This is a genomic window from Pandoraea sp. NE5 (assembly GCF_024363545.1).
Classification (GTDB): domain Bacteria; phylum Pseudomonadota; class Gammaproteobacteria; order Burkholderiales; family Burkholderiaceae; genus Pandoraea; species Pandoraea cepalis.
Window position 1 is genome coordinate 2067437 of sequence record NZ_AP025517.1, and the last position, 17296, is coordinate 2084732.

13 protein-coding genes and 1 pseudogene are annotated in these 17296 nt (G+C 62.6%); 6 read left to right on the forward strand and 8 right to left on the reverse strand.

The features are described 5' to 3' along the window. Positions 1–51: 51 nt before the first annotated feature. A pseudogene (locus PanNE5_RS09455) lies at positions 52–1186 on the reverse strand (sigma-54 interaction domain-containing protein); the annotation flags it as partial. A gap of 216 nt (positions 1187–1402) precedes the next feature. Here PanNE5_RS09455 and PanNE5_RS09460 point away from each other — a divergent pair. From PanNE5_RS09460 to PanNE5_RS09475, 4 genes are all read left to right on the forward strand, one after another. Further along, the gene (locus PanNE5_RS09460; RefSeq protein ID WP_026132073.1) at positions 1403–2278 is read left to right on the forward strand and encodes an MBL fold metallo-hydrolase; all 876 of its coding nucleotides are present in this window, start codon (positions 1403–1405) and stop codon (positions 2276–2278) included. 17 nt (positions 2279–2295) lie between these two features. Next, on the forward strand, positions 2296–2490 hold the full coding sequence (locus tag PanNE5_RS09465) for a DUF2892 domain-containing protein (RefSeq protein WP_017234613.1): 195 nt from the start codon (positions 2296–2298) through the stop codon (positions 2488–2490). 83 nt (positions 2491–2573) lie between these two features. Beyond that, a complete protein-coding gene (locus tag PanNE5_RS09470; RefSeq protein WP_017234614.1) occupies positions 2574–4241 on the forward strand; it encodes a bifunctional protein tyrosine phosphatase family protein/NAD(P)/FAD-dependent oxidoreductase in 1668 nt (555 codons plus the stop codon). Positions 4242–4281: 40 nt separating this feature from the next. Next, a complete protein-coding gene (locus PanNE5_RS09475) occupies positions 4282–5070 on the forward strand; it encodes a sulfite exporter TauE/SafE family protein (RefSeq protein WP_017234615.1) in 789 nt (262 codons plus the stop codon). Positions 5071–5264: 194 nt separating this feature from the next. Here PanNE5_RS09475 and PanNE5_RS09480 read toward each other — a convergent pair whose 3' ends face one another. Next, complete coding sequence (locus PanNE5_RS09480; protein WP_261939827.1) at positions 5265–6581, reverse strand: erythromycin esterase family protein; 1317 nt, start codon at positions 6579–6581, stop codon at positions 5265–5267. Further along, positions 6581–7255: a phosphoribosyltransferase gene (locus PanNE5_RS09485; protein WP_017234617.1), complete on the reverse strand. Its 675-nt coding sequence runs from the start codon at positions 7253–7255 to the stop codon at positions 6581–6583. Before PanNE5_RS09485 ends, PanNE5_RS09480 begins: the two co-directional genes overlap by 1 nt. An 898-nt stretch (positions 7256–8153) precedes the next feature. On the opposite strand from PanNE5_RS09485, the gene PanNE5_RS09490 reads away from it, so the two are divergent. Next, positions 8154–9314 (forward strand): methyl-accepting chemotaxis protein, encoded by a 1161-nt coding sequence (locus tag PanNE5_RS09490; RefSeq protein WP_286798284.1) that lies wholly within the window; start codon positions 8154–8156, stop codon positions 9312–9314. A gap of 27 nt (positions 9315–9341) precedes the next feature. On the opposite strand, the gene PanNE5_RS09495 is transcribed toward PanNE5_RS09490, so the two are convergent. The 3 genes from PanNE5_RS09495 to PanNE5_RS09505 all read right to left on the reverse strand — a co-directional run bounded on the left by PanNE5_RS09495 (position 9342) and on the right by PanNE5_RS09505 (position 12075). Further along, a complete protein-coding gene (locus PanNE5_RS09495; RefSeq protein WP_017234619.1) occupies positions 9342–9758 on the reverse strand; it encodes a cupin domain-containing protein in 417 nt (138 codons plus the stop codon). 127 nt (positions 9759–9885) lie between these two features. Then, the gene (locus PanNE5_RS09500; RefSeq protein ID WP_261939668.1) at positions 9886–10662 is read right to left on the reverse strand and encodes a 3-hydroxybutyrate dehydrogenase; all 777 of its coding nucleotides are present in this window, start codon (positions 10660–10662) and stop codon (positions 9886–9888) included. A gap of 12 nt (positions 10663–10674) precedes the next feature. Beyond that, positions 10675–12075, reverse strand: coding sequence for a GntP family permease (locus PanNE5_RS09505; protein ID WP_261939669.1), 1401 nt, complete (start codon positions 12073–12075; stop codon positions 10675–10677). Between the two features lie 335 nt (positions 12076–12410). Here PanNE5_RS09505 and PanNE5_RS09510 point away from each other — a divergent pair, with 335 nt between their 5' ends. Next, complete coding sequence (locus PanNE5_RS09510; RefSeq protein WP_261939670.1) at positions 12411–13913, forward strand: sigma-54 interaction domain-containing protein; 1503 nt, start codon at positions 12411–12413, stop codon at positions 13911–13913. A gap of 109 nt (positions 13914–14022) precedes the next feature. Here PanNE5_RS09510 and PanNE5_RS09515 read toward each other — a convergent pair whose 3' ends face one another. After that, entirely contained in the window at positions 14023–15201 is a 1179-nt protein-coding gene (locus PanNE5_RS09515) for a porin (protein WP_286798282.1), read from the reverse strand. A 74-nt stretch (positions 15202–15275) separates the two neighbouring features. After that, positions 15276–17165, reverse strand: a complete 1890-nt coding sequence (locus PanNE5_RS09520; protein ID WP_261939671.1) for a bifunctional sugar phosphate isomerase/epimerase/4-hydroxyphenylpyruvate dioxygenase family protein — start codon at positions 17163–17165, stop codon at positions 15276–15278. Between the last annotated feature and the right edge of the window lie 131 nt (positions 17166–17296).

The window sequence follows — 17296 nt, forward strand, 5'->3', positions numbered from 1 at the left end:
CAGTCGTGCGCATCTCCGTCTGGCGGGTTGTTGCCACGTCAAGTGCGAGGTGCTCGGGCCTGATCACGCCGTCGTCGGCAAACAGACGCGCGCGCTCAAGCACGTTTCGCAATTCCCGGATGTTGCCTGGCCAGTCGTATCGAACGAGTTGCGCCATGGCCTCCGGCGAAGTATGCAGTCGTTGATCCGGCGCGTTGCTGCCTCGCTGCAGCAGCGACTCCACGAGCAGGGGAATATCGTCTCGCCGCTCCCGTAACGCGGGCAGGTGAATGGGGAAAGCGCTGATCCGGTAATAGAGATCCTGTCGAAACGCGCCTTCGGCCACCATCGTTTGCAGCGGCTTGTGGGTGGCGGCGACCAAACGGAAATCCGCCTGTTGCGTGTCGACGGAACCGACCCGGCGGTAGGTGCCCGACTCGATCAGCCGCAACAGCTTGACCTGCATCCCCAGCGGCACGTCGCCGATCTCGTCGAGGAAAATCGTGCCGCCTTTTGCCGTCTCGACGAGTCCAGCCTTGCGAGTATGCGCGCCGGTGAATGCCCCCTTCTCGTAGCCGAACAGTTCGCTCTCGAATAGGGTTTCGGTCAGCCCCGAGCAGTCGACCACCACAAACGGGCCACGCGAGCGCTGGCTCGCCTCGTGCAACGCGCGCGCGAACAACTCCTTGCCACTGCCAGACTCCCCCAGCAGCAACACCGGCAGTTCGGCAGTAGCCACCCGCTGCAGTTCGCCAAGGGCGCGATTGAACGCGGGCGACTTGCCGACCAGCCCCTGACGACTGGCTTGCACCGACGCGTGTCTTACGGTCTGCAACCGTTCGACGAATCCCACGACTTGATGATGGCTGTCCACGATCGGCCGGAGTTCAACGTCGACATGCTCCGGACCCCGCGGCGTGTGGTGGATGTGGAGAACGCGATCCGGCCCCTTGCTGATCAGCGCGCTTTGCATAGGGCAATGCTCGCCGGCCTGATCGCAGGGCACCGCGTAATGGTGCGACATCGCATAGCACTTGTGGCCGACGTAAGGCTTTCCTGCCGTCGCGAACTGGCGCTTGTAGGCCGTATTGGCCGCCAGGATCTCGTAATCGGTGTTCATCACGATCATGGGCGCGGATTCGTGATCGAGATAGGAAATCAGGGCCTGGACCTGAAAGGCCTGAAGAACTTCGGGAACGGGGTGCATGGCGGATGCTCGCGATAGTCGACCGGCAACGACTGCCAGTACTGCCATTTGGCAGTATGCCACTGCCAAATGGCACTGTCACGAGCGACAGAAATCGCTCGGTCTCATCCGAGAACTAAATTTTTATTATTTAAATCATTGGGTTAATGGAATTTCGTGAGTTGGCACGAATTTTGATAGTTATCAGACATTCGATTGATTCATGAGGCGGAGATCATGGAGAACTTGTACATCGAGGGTCACTTCGACCCGGCGACCAGCACCATCAGCTATATCGTGCTGGATCGCGCCACAAACCAATGCGCATTGCTCGACACTGTGCTTGATTACGACCCGAAGTCCGGCCGGACCTCGACACACAGCGCCGACCACCTTATCGAGCGGGTTCAGGCGCTGGGCGCGACGGTGCAGTGGATTCTGGAGACCCACGCTCACGCCGACCATTTGTCGGCTGCGCCCTATCTCAAGCAGAAGCTGGGCGGTCGTATCGGCATTGGCGAGCATATCCGCCAGGTGCAGGATGTGTTCGGCAAACTGTTCAATGCGGGCAGCGAATTCGCGCATGACGGAAGTCAGTTCGATCACCTGTTCGCGCACGGCGAGCACTTCCAGATCGGCGATCTGAAAGCCCGCGTCATGCATACGCCGGGGCATACCCCCGCGTGCATCACATACGTGGTCGAGGAAGGCGACCAGATCGCCGCCTTCGTGGGCGACACGCTCTTCATGCCCGACTACGGCACGGCGCGTTGCGATTTTCCCGGCGGCAATGCACGCACGCTGTTCCACTCCATCAACGAGGTCCTCAGCCTGCCGGCACATACGCGGCTCTACCTCTGCCACGACTATCAACCCAACGCCCGCAAGCTGGAATTCGTCACCACTGTCGCCGACGAACGCAAGCACAACGTTCACGTGCGTGACGGAATCAGCGAGGAAGAGTTCGTGGCCATGCGCACGACACGCGACGCGACGCTGGACATGCCGACGCTGCTGCTTCCGTCAGTCCAGGTCAACATGCGCGCGGGGCAGTTGCCGCCAGCGGAAGGCAATGGCGTGCGCTACCTGAAGATTCCCCTTAACGCTGTCTGAAAACGCGAGGCGCCATCATGAATATCAATGTGGGCGGTGTGGACCGTGGGCTGCGAATCGTCGCCGGCGCGGTGCTGATGATGCTTGCGGCCACCGGGACCATCGGCTGGTGGGGGTGGCTGGGGCTGATTGCCGCGATCACCGGGCTGGTCCGGTTCTGTCCGCTCTACTCGCTGTTCGGCATCAGCAGTTGCAAGACACGGGGTCGCTGACCCCATCGCTCGGACGGCACCTGCGCGGCTTTGCCCCCGAAATGCCGACGCCGAAGCACCTATAGTCACCGAGGAGACACGCCATGAATACCAAGCAACTGACGGCGCAATTGTCCGTCTGCGCGCAGGTCTCGCCTGCCGACGTTCCGGACATTGCTGCCGCCGGCTTCAAGTCCATCATCTGCAACCGGCCGGACGGCGAAGCCGCCGACCAACCCAGCTTTCGCGAAGTGGAGCAGCAGGCTCAGGCGGCAGGGCTGGAAATCCGCTACTTGCCGGTGACACCCGGCAGGGTTTCCGACGAACAGGCCGCGCAGTTCGATCAACTGCTCGACGTGTTGCCCAAGCCGATCCTTGCGTATTGCCGCAGTGGCATGCGAAGCACGACGCTGTGGGGACTCTCGCGCGCCGATCGCCTGTCCACCGGCGAAATCCTCAAGCGCGCCGAAGCGTGCGGCTACGACCTGAGCGCGGTGGTGCGCCGGATCTCACAGACCGCTGCCACGCCGTTCACTGTCGCTGATTCGACCCACCGGGTCGTCATCGTGGGCGGCGGTGCGGCCGGCATATCCGTGGCGTCGAGTCTGCTGGCCCGCCAGCCGGGCCTCGACATCGCCATCATCGATCCCGCCGACGTGCATTACTACCAGCCTGGATGGACGCTGGTGGGCCGCGGGGTATTCAAGCCCGCACAGACCGCCAGGGTCATGGGCTCGCTGATTCCGCGCGGCGTGCGCTGGATCAAGTCGGCTGTCGCAGGCTTCGAACCGGAGCGCAACGCGGTCTTGCTCGACGGCTGCCGGGTCGTGAAGTACGAGCAGTTGATTGTGTGCCCGGGGTTGAAACTGAACTGGGAGGGTATCGAAGGGCTCACGGATACGCTGGGGCGCAACGGCGTGACGTCGAATTACCGCTACGATCTCGCGCCCTACACGTGGGAGTTGGTCGAGCGCTTCAAAGGCGGCAATGCGCTGTTCACCCAACCGCCGATGCCGATCAAATGCGCCGGCGCGCCTCAGAAAGCGATGTACCTCTCGTGCGACGCGTGGCGACGCGCCGGTGTGCTCGACCAGTCTCACGTGAAGTTCTTCTCGGCCGGTAATGCGCTGTTCGGCGTGCCGGAATACGTACCGGCCCTCATGGAGTATGTGAAGTCCTATGCCATCGATCTCAATTTCGGCCACAACCTGACGGCCGTCGACGGCGTACGCAAGATTGCGACCTTCAGCGTGGCATCCGCCCAGGGCGACGCCGGAAAAATCGAAGTTCCGTTCGACATGATCCACGTGGTGCCGCCACAAACGGCGCCCGACTTCGTCAGCCGCAGTCCGCTGGCCGATCCCGCCGGGTGGATCGACGTCGATCAGGAGACGCTGCAGCACAAGCACTTCAGCAATATCTTCGGACTGGGAGACGCCAGTAATTCGCCCAACGCGAAAACTGCTGCGGCCGCGCGAAAACAGGCGCCGGTGGTGGCGCACAACGTGCTCTTCAACCTTGGCCTCAAACGCGGGCAGGCACGCTACGACGGTTACGGATCGTGCCCGCTGACGGTGGAGCGCGGCAAGATCGTGCTGGCCGAGTTCAAGTACGGTGGAAAGCTCGCGCCCAGCTTTCCTTCCTGGCTGATCGACGGCACGCGCCCCTCGCGTCTGGCGTGGCTGCTCAAGGAGCGCATTCTGCCGCCGCTCTATTGGGAAGGCATGCTCAAAGGCCATGAGTGGATGGCACAGCCGGAAATGGTCGGCTGATGCGCGCTCGTTCCATGACAACCCATCGAGATCCTTTGCCATGACTGTCAGTCTGTTGCTGGGCGCCATCGTCGGCTGCGTCATGGGCCTGACCGGCGCCGGCGGCGGTATCCTCGCGATTCCGCTGCTGGTGTTCGGCCGGCATCTGAGCGTGCCGGAGGCCGGTCCGATCGGCCTGCTGGCCGTGGGCATCGCGTCTGCCATGGGCGCATGGATGGGCGTGCGCGCCGGTATCGTCCGTTATCGCGCGGCAATGCTCATCGCCACCATTGGCATTGTGCTCACGCCGTTGGGTTCATGGTTGGCGCATCACATGAATACCCGCTATCTGACGCTATTGTTCGCGGCAATCATGATTTGGGTGGCGCTCAAGGGGTTATGGGAAGCCCGCCGCGGCAAGTCGCTGGCGCCGGTGCAGCCCGATTGCCCTTGTTTGCGCGACAAAAGCGGCCGCTTCGTCTGGACGCCGCGCTGCGCCAGCCGGCTCGCGGTGATGGGCGGCGTGGCGGGGGTGCTCTCCGGTCTGCTCGGTGTGGGCGGCGGATTCGTCATGGTGCCGGCGTTACAACGCTTTACCGATCTGGCGATGCACTCGGTCATCGCGACCTCGCTGGCTGTGATCGCGCTGATCTCGCTGGTGAGTGTCGGAACCAGCATCTACGGCGGCCATTTCGATCTCACGATCGGATTGCCGTTCTCGGCAGGTGCGGTGGCCGGCATGCTGGTCGGCGGCAGACTGCTGACTCGATGGCATCCCTCCCATCTCAAGCAGGCGTTTTCCGTGGTGTGCATGATTGTCTCGATCGGTCTGATCGCCAAGTCGATCTGAGCGTTGCCCCGATGTTCCGCGAAGATCCGTCGGAGCGCCTCTTTCGGAATCCGGAAAACAGTGGTGCGTTCTGCACTGGCGGCCTCAGCGCGACGTGGCGAAGCCGATACGTTGAACGTGGCGGTTATCGGGAGCGTAGCGAGCCAGTCAACTGAACGTCGGGCATCGGGTACCACTGTATCGCCTCATCGCACTCAGGCCGCCTGCTCCGGCGTCTCACGCCGGTGCCAGTGCGGCGGCGCGTCCAGCGGCTCCAGGGCGCTTGTCTCGTCCAGATGAAACACTGCATCGAACTGGTGGGCGAGTGATGTCCAGAAATAGTGACTTTCACGTTCGCTCTGAGGCAGATAGATCACGCCGATCGCCCGTTCAAGCATGGCTTCGCAAAGCGGCTCCGCCGCAACCTCGTTGAGTGGTAGGAAAAACCGGTCTAGCCCGGTGCTGTGAAACAGGTATTCATAGCTGTCGTGCAATGCCGGACGCACCCACTTGTGCTCGACGTCGCCGTCCCATTGAGACGCGGCCGACACGTGTCCCGTGTAGGTGCTGAAGCCGACCAGCAGCGCTTTCGCACCGGCCGCTTCACGTACCAGTTGACCAAGATTCCACTCGCCGCGCCAATGGGAGTCCGTCGCGCGTGCATCGCCCAGGTGCGAATTGTGTGCCCAGACGACAATTCGCCCCCGTCCACCACGCTGTAGACGATAACGGGAGAGGGCGGATAGCGTGCGGTGCATGTGCGCATCACGCAGATTCCAGGTATTCAGGCGCCGCCCGAACATCGACCGATAGTAATTCTCCGCGTCGACGACAACTTCAGCATTCTGTTGCGCAAAGAACTGCGCATCGAGCGCTGCGAGGCCATCCTGCAAGAGATGGAGGCGCGCGTCGGCCCGCAGTTGCAGTAACTGGGCGACCACGCCTTCGCGTGCATCCGGCCGGCCGCCGACCGCAGTAGCGTACCCATACGCCTGAGGCTCGCGCACGTGATCGAGCGCCGCGTACCGATCGCGCGCCCTGGCAGCCTGCTCGGGATCGACCCGCTCAAGATAGCGGATCACCGCATCCGCCGACTGGTACATGCTGTAGAGGTCGAGTCCATAAACGCCGACCCGTGCTTCGGGCGACAGCGAGGCGTTGTGCTCACGCAGCCACAGGATGAAGTCGCGCACCTCACGATTGCGCCACATCCAGGTAGGGAAGCGCTTGAAATCCGCAAGTGCGGCCTCCGCATCGGCATCGCCTTCGCCTTGCACGAAACAGTTCACGCGCCAGGTATCCGGCCAATCGCCTTCGATGGCGACAGCGTCGAATCCCCCCTCCACGATCAAGCGGCGGGTGATCTGTGCTCGCATCCGGTAGAAGTCTTGCGTGCCGTGCGTGGCTTCGCCAAGCAGCACGAATTCGCGATCGTGCGCCATCTCCAGCAACGCATCGTAATCGCCATCGTTGTCATTGAGCCGTTGCGCGAGCTCGCGCACGGCGAGAAAGGGTGTTGTGGCGGGATGCATCATTGAACATCCTGATGTGCGCGGGCGAGGAGCGCGCGTACTTCGGCGTCGCTCGTCTGCCCAAAGTCCCGATAGAACCGGCCAACGCCACCGAACTCGCGCTCGCTGTGGGGGCAAACGAATTCATCGGCGAGACCATCCAGTCGTTCCGCTGTGCCCTCGGGGGCGACCGGCACGGCAACAACGATCCGCGCCGGTTTGCCAGTACGCAACGCCTCGATGGCGACGCGCATCGAGGCGCCGGTGGCGATGCCATCATCGACAACGATGACGGTGCGCCCCTCGATTTTCAATGGCGGTCGATGCCCGCGGTATAACGCTTCCCGTCGCGCCAGTTCGCGGCGTTCATCGCTCAGTACGGCGACGATCTCCGGCTGGGTGATGCCGGCGGTCCGGATCGTTCGCTCGTCGAGGTAAAGTACTCCGCCAGACGCGATCGCGCCCATTGCCAACTCGGGATAGTGCGGCACGCCCAGCTTGCGCACGACCAGCACGTCGAGTTCGACCCCCAGCGCGTGCGCGACCTCATAGCCAACCGGCACGCCACCGCGCGGCAGTGCCAGTACGATCACGTCGCTGCGTCCCGCATATGGGGCCAGTTGTCGTGCAAGCACGCTTCCGGCCTCGGCGCGATCGCTAAATCGCGGCGCGTTACCCACCCGGTACGAATTCATGAGATCACCGCTTCGGCTGTGGACCTTGCTCCGAGGGGAGAGTTCGCCACGTTGGCGCTCCCTTTGAGGTACGCGGTTCGGCACGAAGCGCGATGCGATCGCCGAGAGCGCGATTCCCCATAGGCGAATTGTGGGCGTCCGGTCGAGGCAATCGTTGAGGTTGATCAACAAAGTGGTACAACGAGGCGCCCCTGCCGACGCTGATTGCAACCTGGGGCAATCTCGACCCCGGTCGACGATCGTGTGAAACTGGATCGCTAGCGTGCCGCCCAGCAAGCCGTGACACCGGCGACCGGTGGGGCATCGGGAATGGAAGCGGCCCACCGCATCGGATGGGCCTCGACCTGAGCTATCTCACTAATCGGGGTTTCTCGCCCCGTTTTGCCGAGTGAAGAATGACGCAGGGGCGCATTACGCGATTCGCCGCGACCATCGCCTCCGCGAACCCACCAAAGTAAATCGCGTGGTCGGGGCTGGGCAAGTGGGCCCGCTGCGCCCGTCGATCCGACCATGAAGCGACCCGCTTCGGGAGATCGGTAGATCGACGTCGTGTGCGCTCTAGGGACCGAGGTGAACTCCAGTGCAGGAACGACGCGAATGGTTTCGGTCAACGTCTCTGTTGTATCCACGCACGCCCCCGACCTTTGACAGGGTTTTCGGGTAAACGCGTATGCAAGATCTTGCACCCCGGCCGTAAACAGCAAGTGCAAGGGGCAATGCCTTGATCGCGTTTCGAAATATCAGGCCTGTATGGACTGATCTGAAGGCCGAACCCCCTGCATTCCGGTAAAACAAGCGCGCGCGACATCAAGTCGAAAAACATCAGCCTGTGCCGTACGGCCTCCCTTGGCGGTACGTTTCATGGCGCTGCCGCGTCGCCACTCACGAAGGAAGAGAAGTGCAGCGATTTGTCTTCACGATCCGATTCAAGTTGATGCTTGCCTTCGGCGCCTGGGCAACCCTGATGTTGGTCGTCGGACTGGTGGCGCTCACCTCGCTCTGGGGCCTCGACGCGAACGCGGCGTCGTCATACCGCCTGTCGCTGACCAGCCTGATCGCCGTGGCGTCGATGGGCGGTGCCGTCGCGATCTATTGCGGTGTGCATCTGAACCGCGTGGTATGCGGTGGGTTGAACCGCATGGGCAAAAAATTCGAGGACATCGCGGTCTCCCTTGACCTGTCAAAGCGCTCATCCAGCCCGCGCATGGACGAGTTCGGCCGCGCCGCCGTGGCGTTCGACAAGTTGATGCGTCGTGTCGAAGCGACTGTGTCCGCCGTGAATGTATCGACCGAATCGGTCGCCACCGCGACGCGCGAAATCGCGGCCGGAAATCTCGACCTTTCCGCGCGCACGGAAGAGCAGGCCGCGTCGTTGGAGCAGACCGCCGCCAGCATGACGCAACTGACCGAGACGGTGAAGCAGAACGCCGACAATGCACGCCAGGCGAACGTACTGGCTACGAACGCCACGGACATCGCCGGTACCGGCAGCAACGCGGTGCAAACCATGGTGGCCACCATCGAGCGAATCAACGGCAGCTCGAACAAGATTTCCGAAATCACGAGCGTGATCGAGGGGATTGCGTTCCAAACGAATATCCTCGCGCTGAATGCCGCCGTGGAAGCGGCGCGGGCCGGCGAGCAGGGACGTGGCTTCGCGGTGGTGGCCAGTGAGGTGCGTAGCCTGGCCCAGCGATCGGCGTCGGCGGCAAAGGAAATCAAGGACTTGATTTCCTCGTCGGTCGCCACGATTCAGGATGGCTCGCAACAGGCCGTCGAAGTCAGCGCCGCGATGGACGAGATCAAGAGCGCAATCAAGCGGGTGACGGAAATCGTCGGCGAAATCGCCGGGGCGTCGGAAGAGCAAAGCCGTGGCATCGAACAGGTCAGCCAGGCCGTCACGCAGATGGACCAGGTGACGCAGCAGAACGCCGCGCTGGTCGAGCAGGCGGCCGCGGCGACCCACTCGCTCGAAGACCAGGCGGCCAAGCTCAAAACCGCGGTCTCGTCATTCAGGATTACCGAGTCAGCGCACCTCGCGGTTGCCATCGCCGCATAGCCGCGTGTAGCCGCGTCGTCGCGAACGTCACCATTTCGCCGGTGCGGGCACGGCGCACGGCCCCTCGACGCCCACGCTGGTGAATTCCGCAGGGCCCACCACTTCCAGGTATTCCATATCCGGCGAATAGTCGAAAAGGAAGTGGCGGATGCCGGGTCGTTGATGCACACAATCGCCCGCTTCCACGAGCGTTTCCTTGTCTTCATACATGAACTTGGCCCAGCCTTTGAGCATGTAGACGATATGGAAATCGGCACCGTGGATATGCCACCCCGTACCCGCCTCGGGTGCCTGATTGGCGCGAACCAGATGCGCGATGACTTTGCCGCCGGTGGCGTCGGCAATGCCAAGGTCGCGATACATGAAGAAGTCGCGCAGACCGCCGCTCACAAATGCGGTGTCGCCCGGCTTGACGTGGGAAAAATGGCTTTCGTTGCTGTTCATGATGTCGATGACAAATCAATGAAAACTGCGGGTTAGGAATACGAAGTCGCCGTGCCTTGTACTCACGTCACAGCACGTGGGCCCATCGCGCCTCTCGGTCTGCGAGGGCCCGTACCACCGGCCAAGCCTATTGCGCGGTCCAGCCACCATCCGCGGCCCATGTGGCGCCACGCACCTCAGACGCCAGCGGCGAACAAAGCATCAAGGCAAGGTTGCCAAGCGCCTCGGGCGACACGAATTGGCCGGACGGCTGCTTTTCCCCCAGCAGGCGAGCTCGCGCGTCGTCGGGAGAAAGGCCGTCGCGCAGCGCCAGGTCGTCGATCTGTTTCTGCACCAGCGGCGTCAACACGAATCCCGGGCAGATGGCATTGCATGTCACGCCGGTCCTCGCGGTTTCCAACGCCGTGACTTTCGTCAGCCCCACCAATCCGTGCTTTGCGGCCACATAGGCCGACTTGCCCACGGAGCCAACGAGGCCATGCACCGACGCAATGTTGATGATGCGTCCCCAGTTGCGAGCGCGCATGCCAGGTAACGCGTGGCGGGTCGTGTGGAACGCCGAACTCAGGTTGATGGCGATGATGTCGTCCCATTTGTCGAGGTCGAACGTCTCGATGGGCGCCACGTGCTGAATGCCGGCATTGTTGACGAGAATGTCCACGGTACCGAAGCGATCCTGCGCCGCAGCGAACATGGCGTCGATGGCTTCGGCGCTACGCATGTCGGCCGGATGGTGCATGACCTCGGCACCCTCCGATGCGATCGTCGAGACGGCGGCATCCACGTCGCCGAAGCCGTTGAGAATGAGGTTGGCACCGGCGTGTGCCAGTACCCGTGCGATACCCAGGCCAATGCCGCTGGTCGAGCCAGTGACAAGCGCGGTTTTTCCGTTCAGCGTCGTCATGGAATCCATCGTTCACACCCATCCAGTCGTGTAATAGAGCGCGATCACGAAGAACACCGCCATCGTCTTGATACACGTCACCGCGAAGATGTCGCGGTACGATTCGCGGTGCGTCAGTCCGGTGACGGCGAGCAGGGTGATGACGGCGCCGTTGTGCGGCAGCGTGTCCATGCCGCCGCTGGCCATCGCCACCACGCGATGCAGCACTTCGAGCGGGATGTGCATCGTTTGCGCCGCCTTGATGAACGTGTCGGACATGGCCGCGAGCGCAATGCTCATGCCACCGGAGGCCGAGCCCGTAATCCCCGCGAGCGTCGAGACGGACACCGCTGCGTTCACGAGCGGGTTGGGAATTCCCTTGAGCGCATTGGCGACCACGAGGAAGCCGGGCAGGGCGGCAATGACGCCCCCGAATCCATACTCGGAAGCCGTATTGAGCGTGGCGAGCAAGGCGCCGGACACGGCGGCTTTGGTGCCGTTCGCGAAGCGGTGGCGCACCTTGCCGAAGGCCGTCAGCAGCACGAGCAGAATGCCGGTGAGCAGCGCGCCTTCGACAGCCCAGATCGCCACCACGCCATTGATCGATATCGTCAGCGGGGCATGAATGCCGGGAAGAATGTCCGGGGTCACGTCAAAGCGATCGCCATACCAATGCGGAATCGCCTTGGTGAGCGCGTAATTGACGACGCCCACCAGGACCAGCGGCGTAATGGCCAGAATGGGATTGGGCAGGTTCTCGGTGTTCACGCGCTCGGGCTCGTTGTGCAGCGAATCGCCGTAGCCTTCGCCGTTGGCCGCGGCAATGCGGCGACGCCACTCGAGGTAGCTCAGGCCAACCACAACGATGAAGACCGCCCCGGCAACCCCCAGCACAGGCGCTGCCCAGGCCGTGGTCTTGAAGAACGTGGTCGGGATGATGTTCTGGATCTGCGGCGTGCCCGGCAGCGAATCCATCGTGAAGCTGAATGCCCCCAGCGCAATGGCACCGGGCATCAGGCGCTTGGGGATATTGCTCTGTCGGTAGAGTTCCGCTGCAAACGGATAGACGGCAAATACCACCACGAACAAGGAGACGCCGCCATAGGTGAGCAGCGCACACACCGCGACGATCACGGCGTTTGCCCGTGTGCGGCCAATGTACTTGATCGCAGCGGCAACAATGGACTCGGAGAAGCCGGACAGTTCGATGACCTTGCCGAATACGGCCCCGAGCAGGAATACCGGCAGGTAGAGCTTGACGAAGCCGACCAGCTTTTCCATGAAGATGCCGGAAAAGACGGGCGCAACGGCGTCGGGCTGGATCAGCAGCACAGCACCCAGCGCCGCGATCGGGGCAAAAAGAATCACGCTATAGCCGCGATACGCAACAAACATCAGAAACGCCAATGCGGCGAGCACGATGAGAAACGACATTTTGTCTCCAGTATGTTTGCCTGCACGTTGTTGTGCAGGCTGAAGTTCTTACGACCGGCAGCCGCTTACGCAATAACCGTGCCTTCGGTGCTTAAGTCCTTGATCGGGAAGGACTCCGGCAGTTCTCGCCCCGCAGTGACCGACGAAACGAACAGCGAAGCGCGGCAGAAAGGAGTTGGATTGTCTCGATTTGGAGACGGCCGGTGAGCGTTGCTTGGGCTGCAATACCCAAAATTCCCAACAAATCAGTGTTGAGAAGGCGTTTTCACGGATAGAGCCGGCGTCTCAGTTTGTGGAATAATCGTCTCGAAATATGGACAAATGGCGATTTCGAGATGACTGATGACAAAACGCCGGACACCGTCACGCTAGGCAAGGCGAGAGGCTTGCTTTCCGATTACGGATTCGTTCGCAAGCACGCCATGCAGTCGCTGTTCGAGACGCTGGACAATTCCAGCGAGGGCACCGTGGTCGTCGACAGCGATGCGCGGATTGTCTGGATCAATCGCAGTTACGCCGCTCGCTTCGGATTCACCAATCCCGACGAAGTGATCGGTCTGGATTGCGAAACCGTGATTCCCAATAGTTTGATGCGCGAAGTTGTGGCGACGGGCAGGCCAATCCTGCTCGATATTCTGGAGACCGGGCAGGAGCCGCTGGTGGTCACGCGGCTTCCGATTCGGGATTCGCGCGGTGGAACCATTGGCGCCGTGGGATTCGCGTTATTCGACGAGCTGAAGGCGCTGACGCCGATGTTCAGCAAATACTCGCGACTGCAGTCGGAGCTCCTTGCGACGCGCCAGTCGTTGGCGCAGGCGCGGCGGGCGAAATACAGCTTTTCGAGTTTTGTCGGCACCAGTGCGGCAAGCCTGGAGACCAAGCGCCTCGGGCGTCGCGCCGCTCAGCTCGATTCGCCGGTGTTGCTGCTTGGGGAAACCGGGACCGGCAAGGAGTTGCTGGCCCATGCGATTCATGGCGAATCCATGCGCGCAGACAAGCCGCTGGTCACGGTCAATGTCGCCGCGATTCCCGATGCGCTGCTCGAAGTGGAGTTCTTCGGCGCAGCGGCCGGTGCCTATACCGGAGCGGACCGTAAAGGCCGAACGGGCAAGTTTGAACTGGCACACGGCGGAACACTCTTCCTTGACGAAATTGGCGACATGCCGCTATCCCTGCAAGGCAAACTGTTGCGGGTCTTGCAAGAGCGCGAATTCGAGCCGATAGGGTCGAACCGTGTCGTCCAGACGGACGTGCGCATCATCGCCGCCACGTCGGCGGATTTGCCGAACCTGGTCGCGCAAGGGAAGTTCCGGGCCGATCTGTACTATCGCCTCAACGTGTTGATGATTCGGGTTCCGCCGCTGCGCGAGCGTGCGTCGGACATCGAGGCCATGTCATATGCGATTCTGGATAAATTGAGTTCGCGCCGTGATGCGGGGCATCTGGAATTGAACGAAGACGCCATCGGCCGACTCAGGGCCTATCGCTGGCCGGGGAATGTGCGTGAATTGCACAACACGCTCGAGCGCGTGGCATTGCTCTCGGAGAGCGGGCGCATCGACGCGCGTTCATTGGCTCGCTTCATTGGCGACGGCGTCGGCGCGCAAAGCGAACCCGATGGGGCGGCGGATGCGGAGGCGGTCGTCGGTCAGGCGAGCGGCGATCCGGGCGCGGCTGACGTGCCGCGATACGACGAGGCGATGAAAGCGTTCGAGCGACAGTTGCTGATCGACGCGTTGCGTGCCGCAGGCGGGCGGGTCGCGGAGGCTGCCGCGCGATTGGGTATCGGGCGCGCCACATTGTACAAAAAGATGGCACTCCTTGAGATCGGCGCGTAGCCGCGCCAGCCGAACCACGATCGTTCGATGCCGGAACGTGCGAAAGCCCCGCCGGCAGCCATGCCGGCGAGGCTGCTTCCAACGTATCGCAGGGGACGTTGCAATACGATCAGAAAATGACGGCCATGCCCAGCATGCCGACGAACTGGCCGGACGTGCTCGACCCGGTCAGGTTCTGCGAGTCGCCGACGGCCGGCGAGGCGGCGATGATGTTCCCCGCCCCGTTCTTGCCCAGCGTCTGCCCGCTCGCGTGCTGATAGGCCTGAAGCGCATACAGCACCGTGCGCTTCGACAACCGGTAGTACTCACGCAGCGAAAACTGATGATAACGCGCGCTGTCGGTCACGCCGTTCGCACTCGTCGCGGCGGTGTACGAATAGCCCGCGCCGACGTCGAAGGCCGGCGTGAGCTTGTACACGCCCAGCACGCCCACCGTATTGAAGATCGCCGAGTCGGTGAAGATCGAACGGCTGCCCGGCAGATATGTGACGTGCGAGATGTTCGCGCCGAGAACGAAGTTGCCGAACGAATAGTTGCCCGCCGCCGCCCACTGCTCCAATGCCCGCGCGCTGACATATCCCTGGTTCAACACGGACGTGCCGAAAGAGCCCGTCGACGCACTGTCGAACCCGGTCGTCGTGGCCGCATTGTTCAGGCGCAAATACCCCGCACCGACGGACACCGGCCCATTGTCGTAACGCAAGGCCGCGCTGATCGTGCTGCCCTTGCCTGTGCTGCCCGCCTGACCGCCGAACGCATACATCACGCTGGCTTGCAGGCCCGCATACGTTGGCGTCGTGTAGACAATCGAGTTGTTGATGCGGATCGTCGTGTCGAGGCCGTCGATATCGCCTGGATGCGCGCCGGTAGCGCCCGTCAGCAGGTTGCTGCCCGTGAGCGGGCCGACGAACTGGTAATACGGCGTGTACTGACGACCGATCGTCGCCGTGCCGAACTTGTTGTCCTGCAGGCCGACGAATGCCTGACGATTGAATAACTGACCGGCGCTCGCGGCTGCGCCCGTGTTCAGGTCGAAGCCGGCCTGCACGTCGAAGATTGCCGCGGTGCCGCCGCCCAGATCCTCGCGTCCGCGCAGGCCCCACTTCGATGCGTAAAGATTGCCCTGCCGCAGATAGACGTTCGACGCGCCGTTTTGGTTGTTTACGTAGGTGACCGCGCTGTCGACCATCCCGTAAAGCGTGACGTTCGATTGCGCGGCGGCCGCGCCGGCAATCGTCATCCCGGCCGCAAGTGCGACCGCGCGCCTGCACTGACGTGCATTCCTCATGTGTGTCTCCTTCTTGGTGATTGACGTGGGTGGTGCTTGTTTTTCTGGAACCCAGTGATTGCGCGACGCCGCACTCAGCTACGCAGTGCCGACTGCGCGGCCAACCGCACGGACGCATTGGGGGCGCCGTAGCCGTCATAGCCGCCGCGCCGCTCGACCAGTTCGAAGAAGAAGCGGTGATCGACTTGCGCCGTATAGGCGTGCAGGAACTCGCCGCCGCTCGCATCACGGTCGAACAGAATGTTGTGCTTGCGCAGGGTGTCGACGAACGCCTCGTTCAGGCCGAAGCGCGCGGCAATGTCGTTGTAATAGCTTTGCGGAATTCGCAGGATCGGCACGCCGTCGCCTTCCAATCGACGAACCGCCAGGGCGATATCGTCGGTGCGGAACGCCACGTGGTTCAGCCCGGAGCCCTTGTAAGCGGAAATCGTCTCCGAGTGGATCGTGCGCGGATCGACCGACGCGTTGAGCACAATGCGCACCGATCCGTCATGGCTGCGGATCGCCTGGCTCTGGATCTGCCCGTAAGGATCGTGCAACACGACGCTATGCTCCGCCTGGAATCCGAACACCGACCGGAAGAACAGCGCCCAACGTTCGAGCGAGCCGCCCGGCACCGACAGCGCAACGTGATCGACCGCCGTGATCGGGCCGGTCTGGGTCGGCCCGTCGATGTCTGTGAGATGGAAGTCGGACTCGAACAGTGTCGGCGCATCGGGCAACTCGTCGACGAGATAGAAGAGGCTCTGGTCAGGGGCGAGCACGGCGGGCACATTGCGCTCGTTCGGTCCCACGCGTCCTTCGAAGCGCGCGTAGCCGACTTGCGTCGCACGCGTCACGGTGTCGTGCGCCGACGGCACGCGAAAGGCCGATGCGCACAGCGATACGCCGTGGTGCATGAAGAACGCACTGGCGAACGAATCGGACTCGGCGTTGAGGATGATGGACGCGCGGCCGTGCTGAAACAGCGTGACATCCTTGGAGCGATGGCGGCCCATGCGCAGGAAGCCGAGCTTTTCGAGCCACGTCGTGAGCGTGGCGCGCGCGTTCGCATCCACCGCAAATTCCAGGAACTGAAGGTCGATGGCCGCCGGGGCCGGGGGCAGGCTCGTCAGCGTGTCGAGTCCGCGCGTCGCCTTGTCGTCGACCAGCACATCGCGCACCTGGGATTCGAGATAGCGCAGCGAGCGAATGCCATCCTTGGCGGTCGACTCGGCCGGGGCAGCCCGGAATCCGTCGTTGAAAATCTCCAGCGACAGCGGACCCCGATAGCCTGCCGCCAGCGCGGTGGCAACGAAGCGCGTCACATCGAGGTCGCCCTGGCCGGGGAAGCAGCGGTAATGGCGGCTCCATTCGAGCACGTCCATCTTGCGCAGCGGCGCGTCGGCGACCTGTAGGAAGGCCAGCTTCTCGCCGGGGATCGATGCCAGGTCGGCGAGGTCGTCACTGATGGACAAGGTGTGGAAGCTGTCGAGCCCGAGCCCGAGGTGCGGGCTGTTCACCGCCTTCACGTACTGCCAGGCGTGGCGATACGAGTTGACATGGGCGCCCCAGGCAAGCGCCTCGTAGGCGATGACGATGCCGGCCTGACGGGCGAGTTCCGCAAGCGCGCCAAGCTGATCGATCGCCAGGCGATCGTCCCGAATCACGTTCGGCGACACATTGCTGCACACCAGCATCGTGTCGACCCCGAGCGCGTGCATCACGTCGAACTTGCGCCGCGCCCGCTCGAGGTTCTGATCCAACTGGGTCGGCGACACGCCTTCGAAGTCGCGAAACGGCTGATACAGAAAAATCGCAAGCCCGAGATCGCTGGCCATCGAGCGCACCGTCCTGGGTGCGCCGTCGAAGTACAGCAGGTCGTTCTCGAACAGTTCGAAGCCGTCGAAGCCGGCGGCGGCAATGGCCGTCAGCTTGCTCGGAAGCATGCCCGACAGCGATACGGTGGCAATGGATGTCTTCATGCGCGGTGCGATCCGATCGCCCCATGGCGGGGCTGAAAGCTACATGATTCGATGATCGATGACTGGTTATACCCACCAGTTAGATCATGCATAACTAAAGGTAATTCAATTGATGTAACGGTTGTGAGGCA

Coding starts and splice junctions, on each gene's coding strand:
- PanNE5_RS09460 (WP_026132073.1), top strand. CDS start 1,403: ATGGAGAACTTGTACATCGAGGGTCACTTCGACCCGGCGACCAGCACC.
- PanNE5_RS09465 (WP_017234613.1), top strand. CDS start 2,296: ATGAATATCAATGTGGGCGGTGTGGACCGTGGGCTGCGAATCGTCGCC.
- PanNE5_RS09470 (WP_017234614.1), top strand. CDS start 2,574: ATGAATACCAAGCAACTGACGGCGCAATTGTCCGTCTGCGCGCAGGTC.
- PanNE5_RS09475 (WP_017234615.1), top strand. CDS start 4,282: ATGACTGTCAGTCTGTTGCTGGGCGCCATCGTCGGCTGCGTCATGGGC.
- PanNE5_RS09480 (WP_261939827.1), bottom strand. CDS start 6,581: ATGCATCCCGCCACAACACCCTTTCTCGCCGTGCGCGAGCTCGCGCAA.
- PanNE5_RS09485 (WP_017234617.1), bottom strand. CDS start 7,255: ATGAATTCGTACCGGGTGGGTAACGCGCCGCGATTTAGCGATCGCGCC.
- PanNE5_RS09495 (WP_017234619.1), bottom strand. CDS start 9,758: ATGAACAGCAACGAAAGCCATTTTTCCCACGTCAAGCCGGGCGACACC.
- PanNE5_RS09500 (WP_261939668.1), bottom strand. CDS start 10,662: ATGACGACGCTGAACGGAAAAACCGCGCTTGTCACTGGCTCGACCAGC.
- PanNE5_RS09505 (WP_261939669.1), bottom strand. CDS start 12,075: ATGTCGTTTCTCATCGTGCTCGCCGCATTGGCGTTTCTGATGTTTGTT.
- PanNE5_RS09510 (WP_261939670.1), top strand. CDS start 12,411: ATGACTGATGACAAAACGCCGGACACCGTCACGCTAGGCAAGGCGAGA.
- PanNE5_RS09515 (WP_286798282.1), bottom strand. CDS start 15,201: ATGAGGAATGCACGTCAGTGCAGGCGCGCGGTCGCACTTGCGGCCGGG.
- PanNE5_RS09520 (WP_261939671.1), bottom strand. CDS start 17,165: ATGAAGACATCCATTGCCACCGTATCGCTGTCGGGCATGCTTCCGAGC.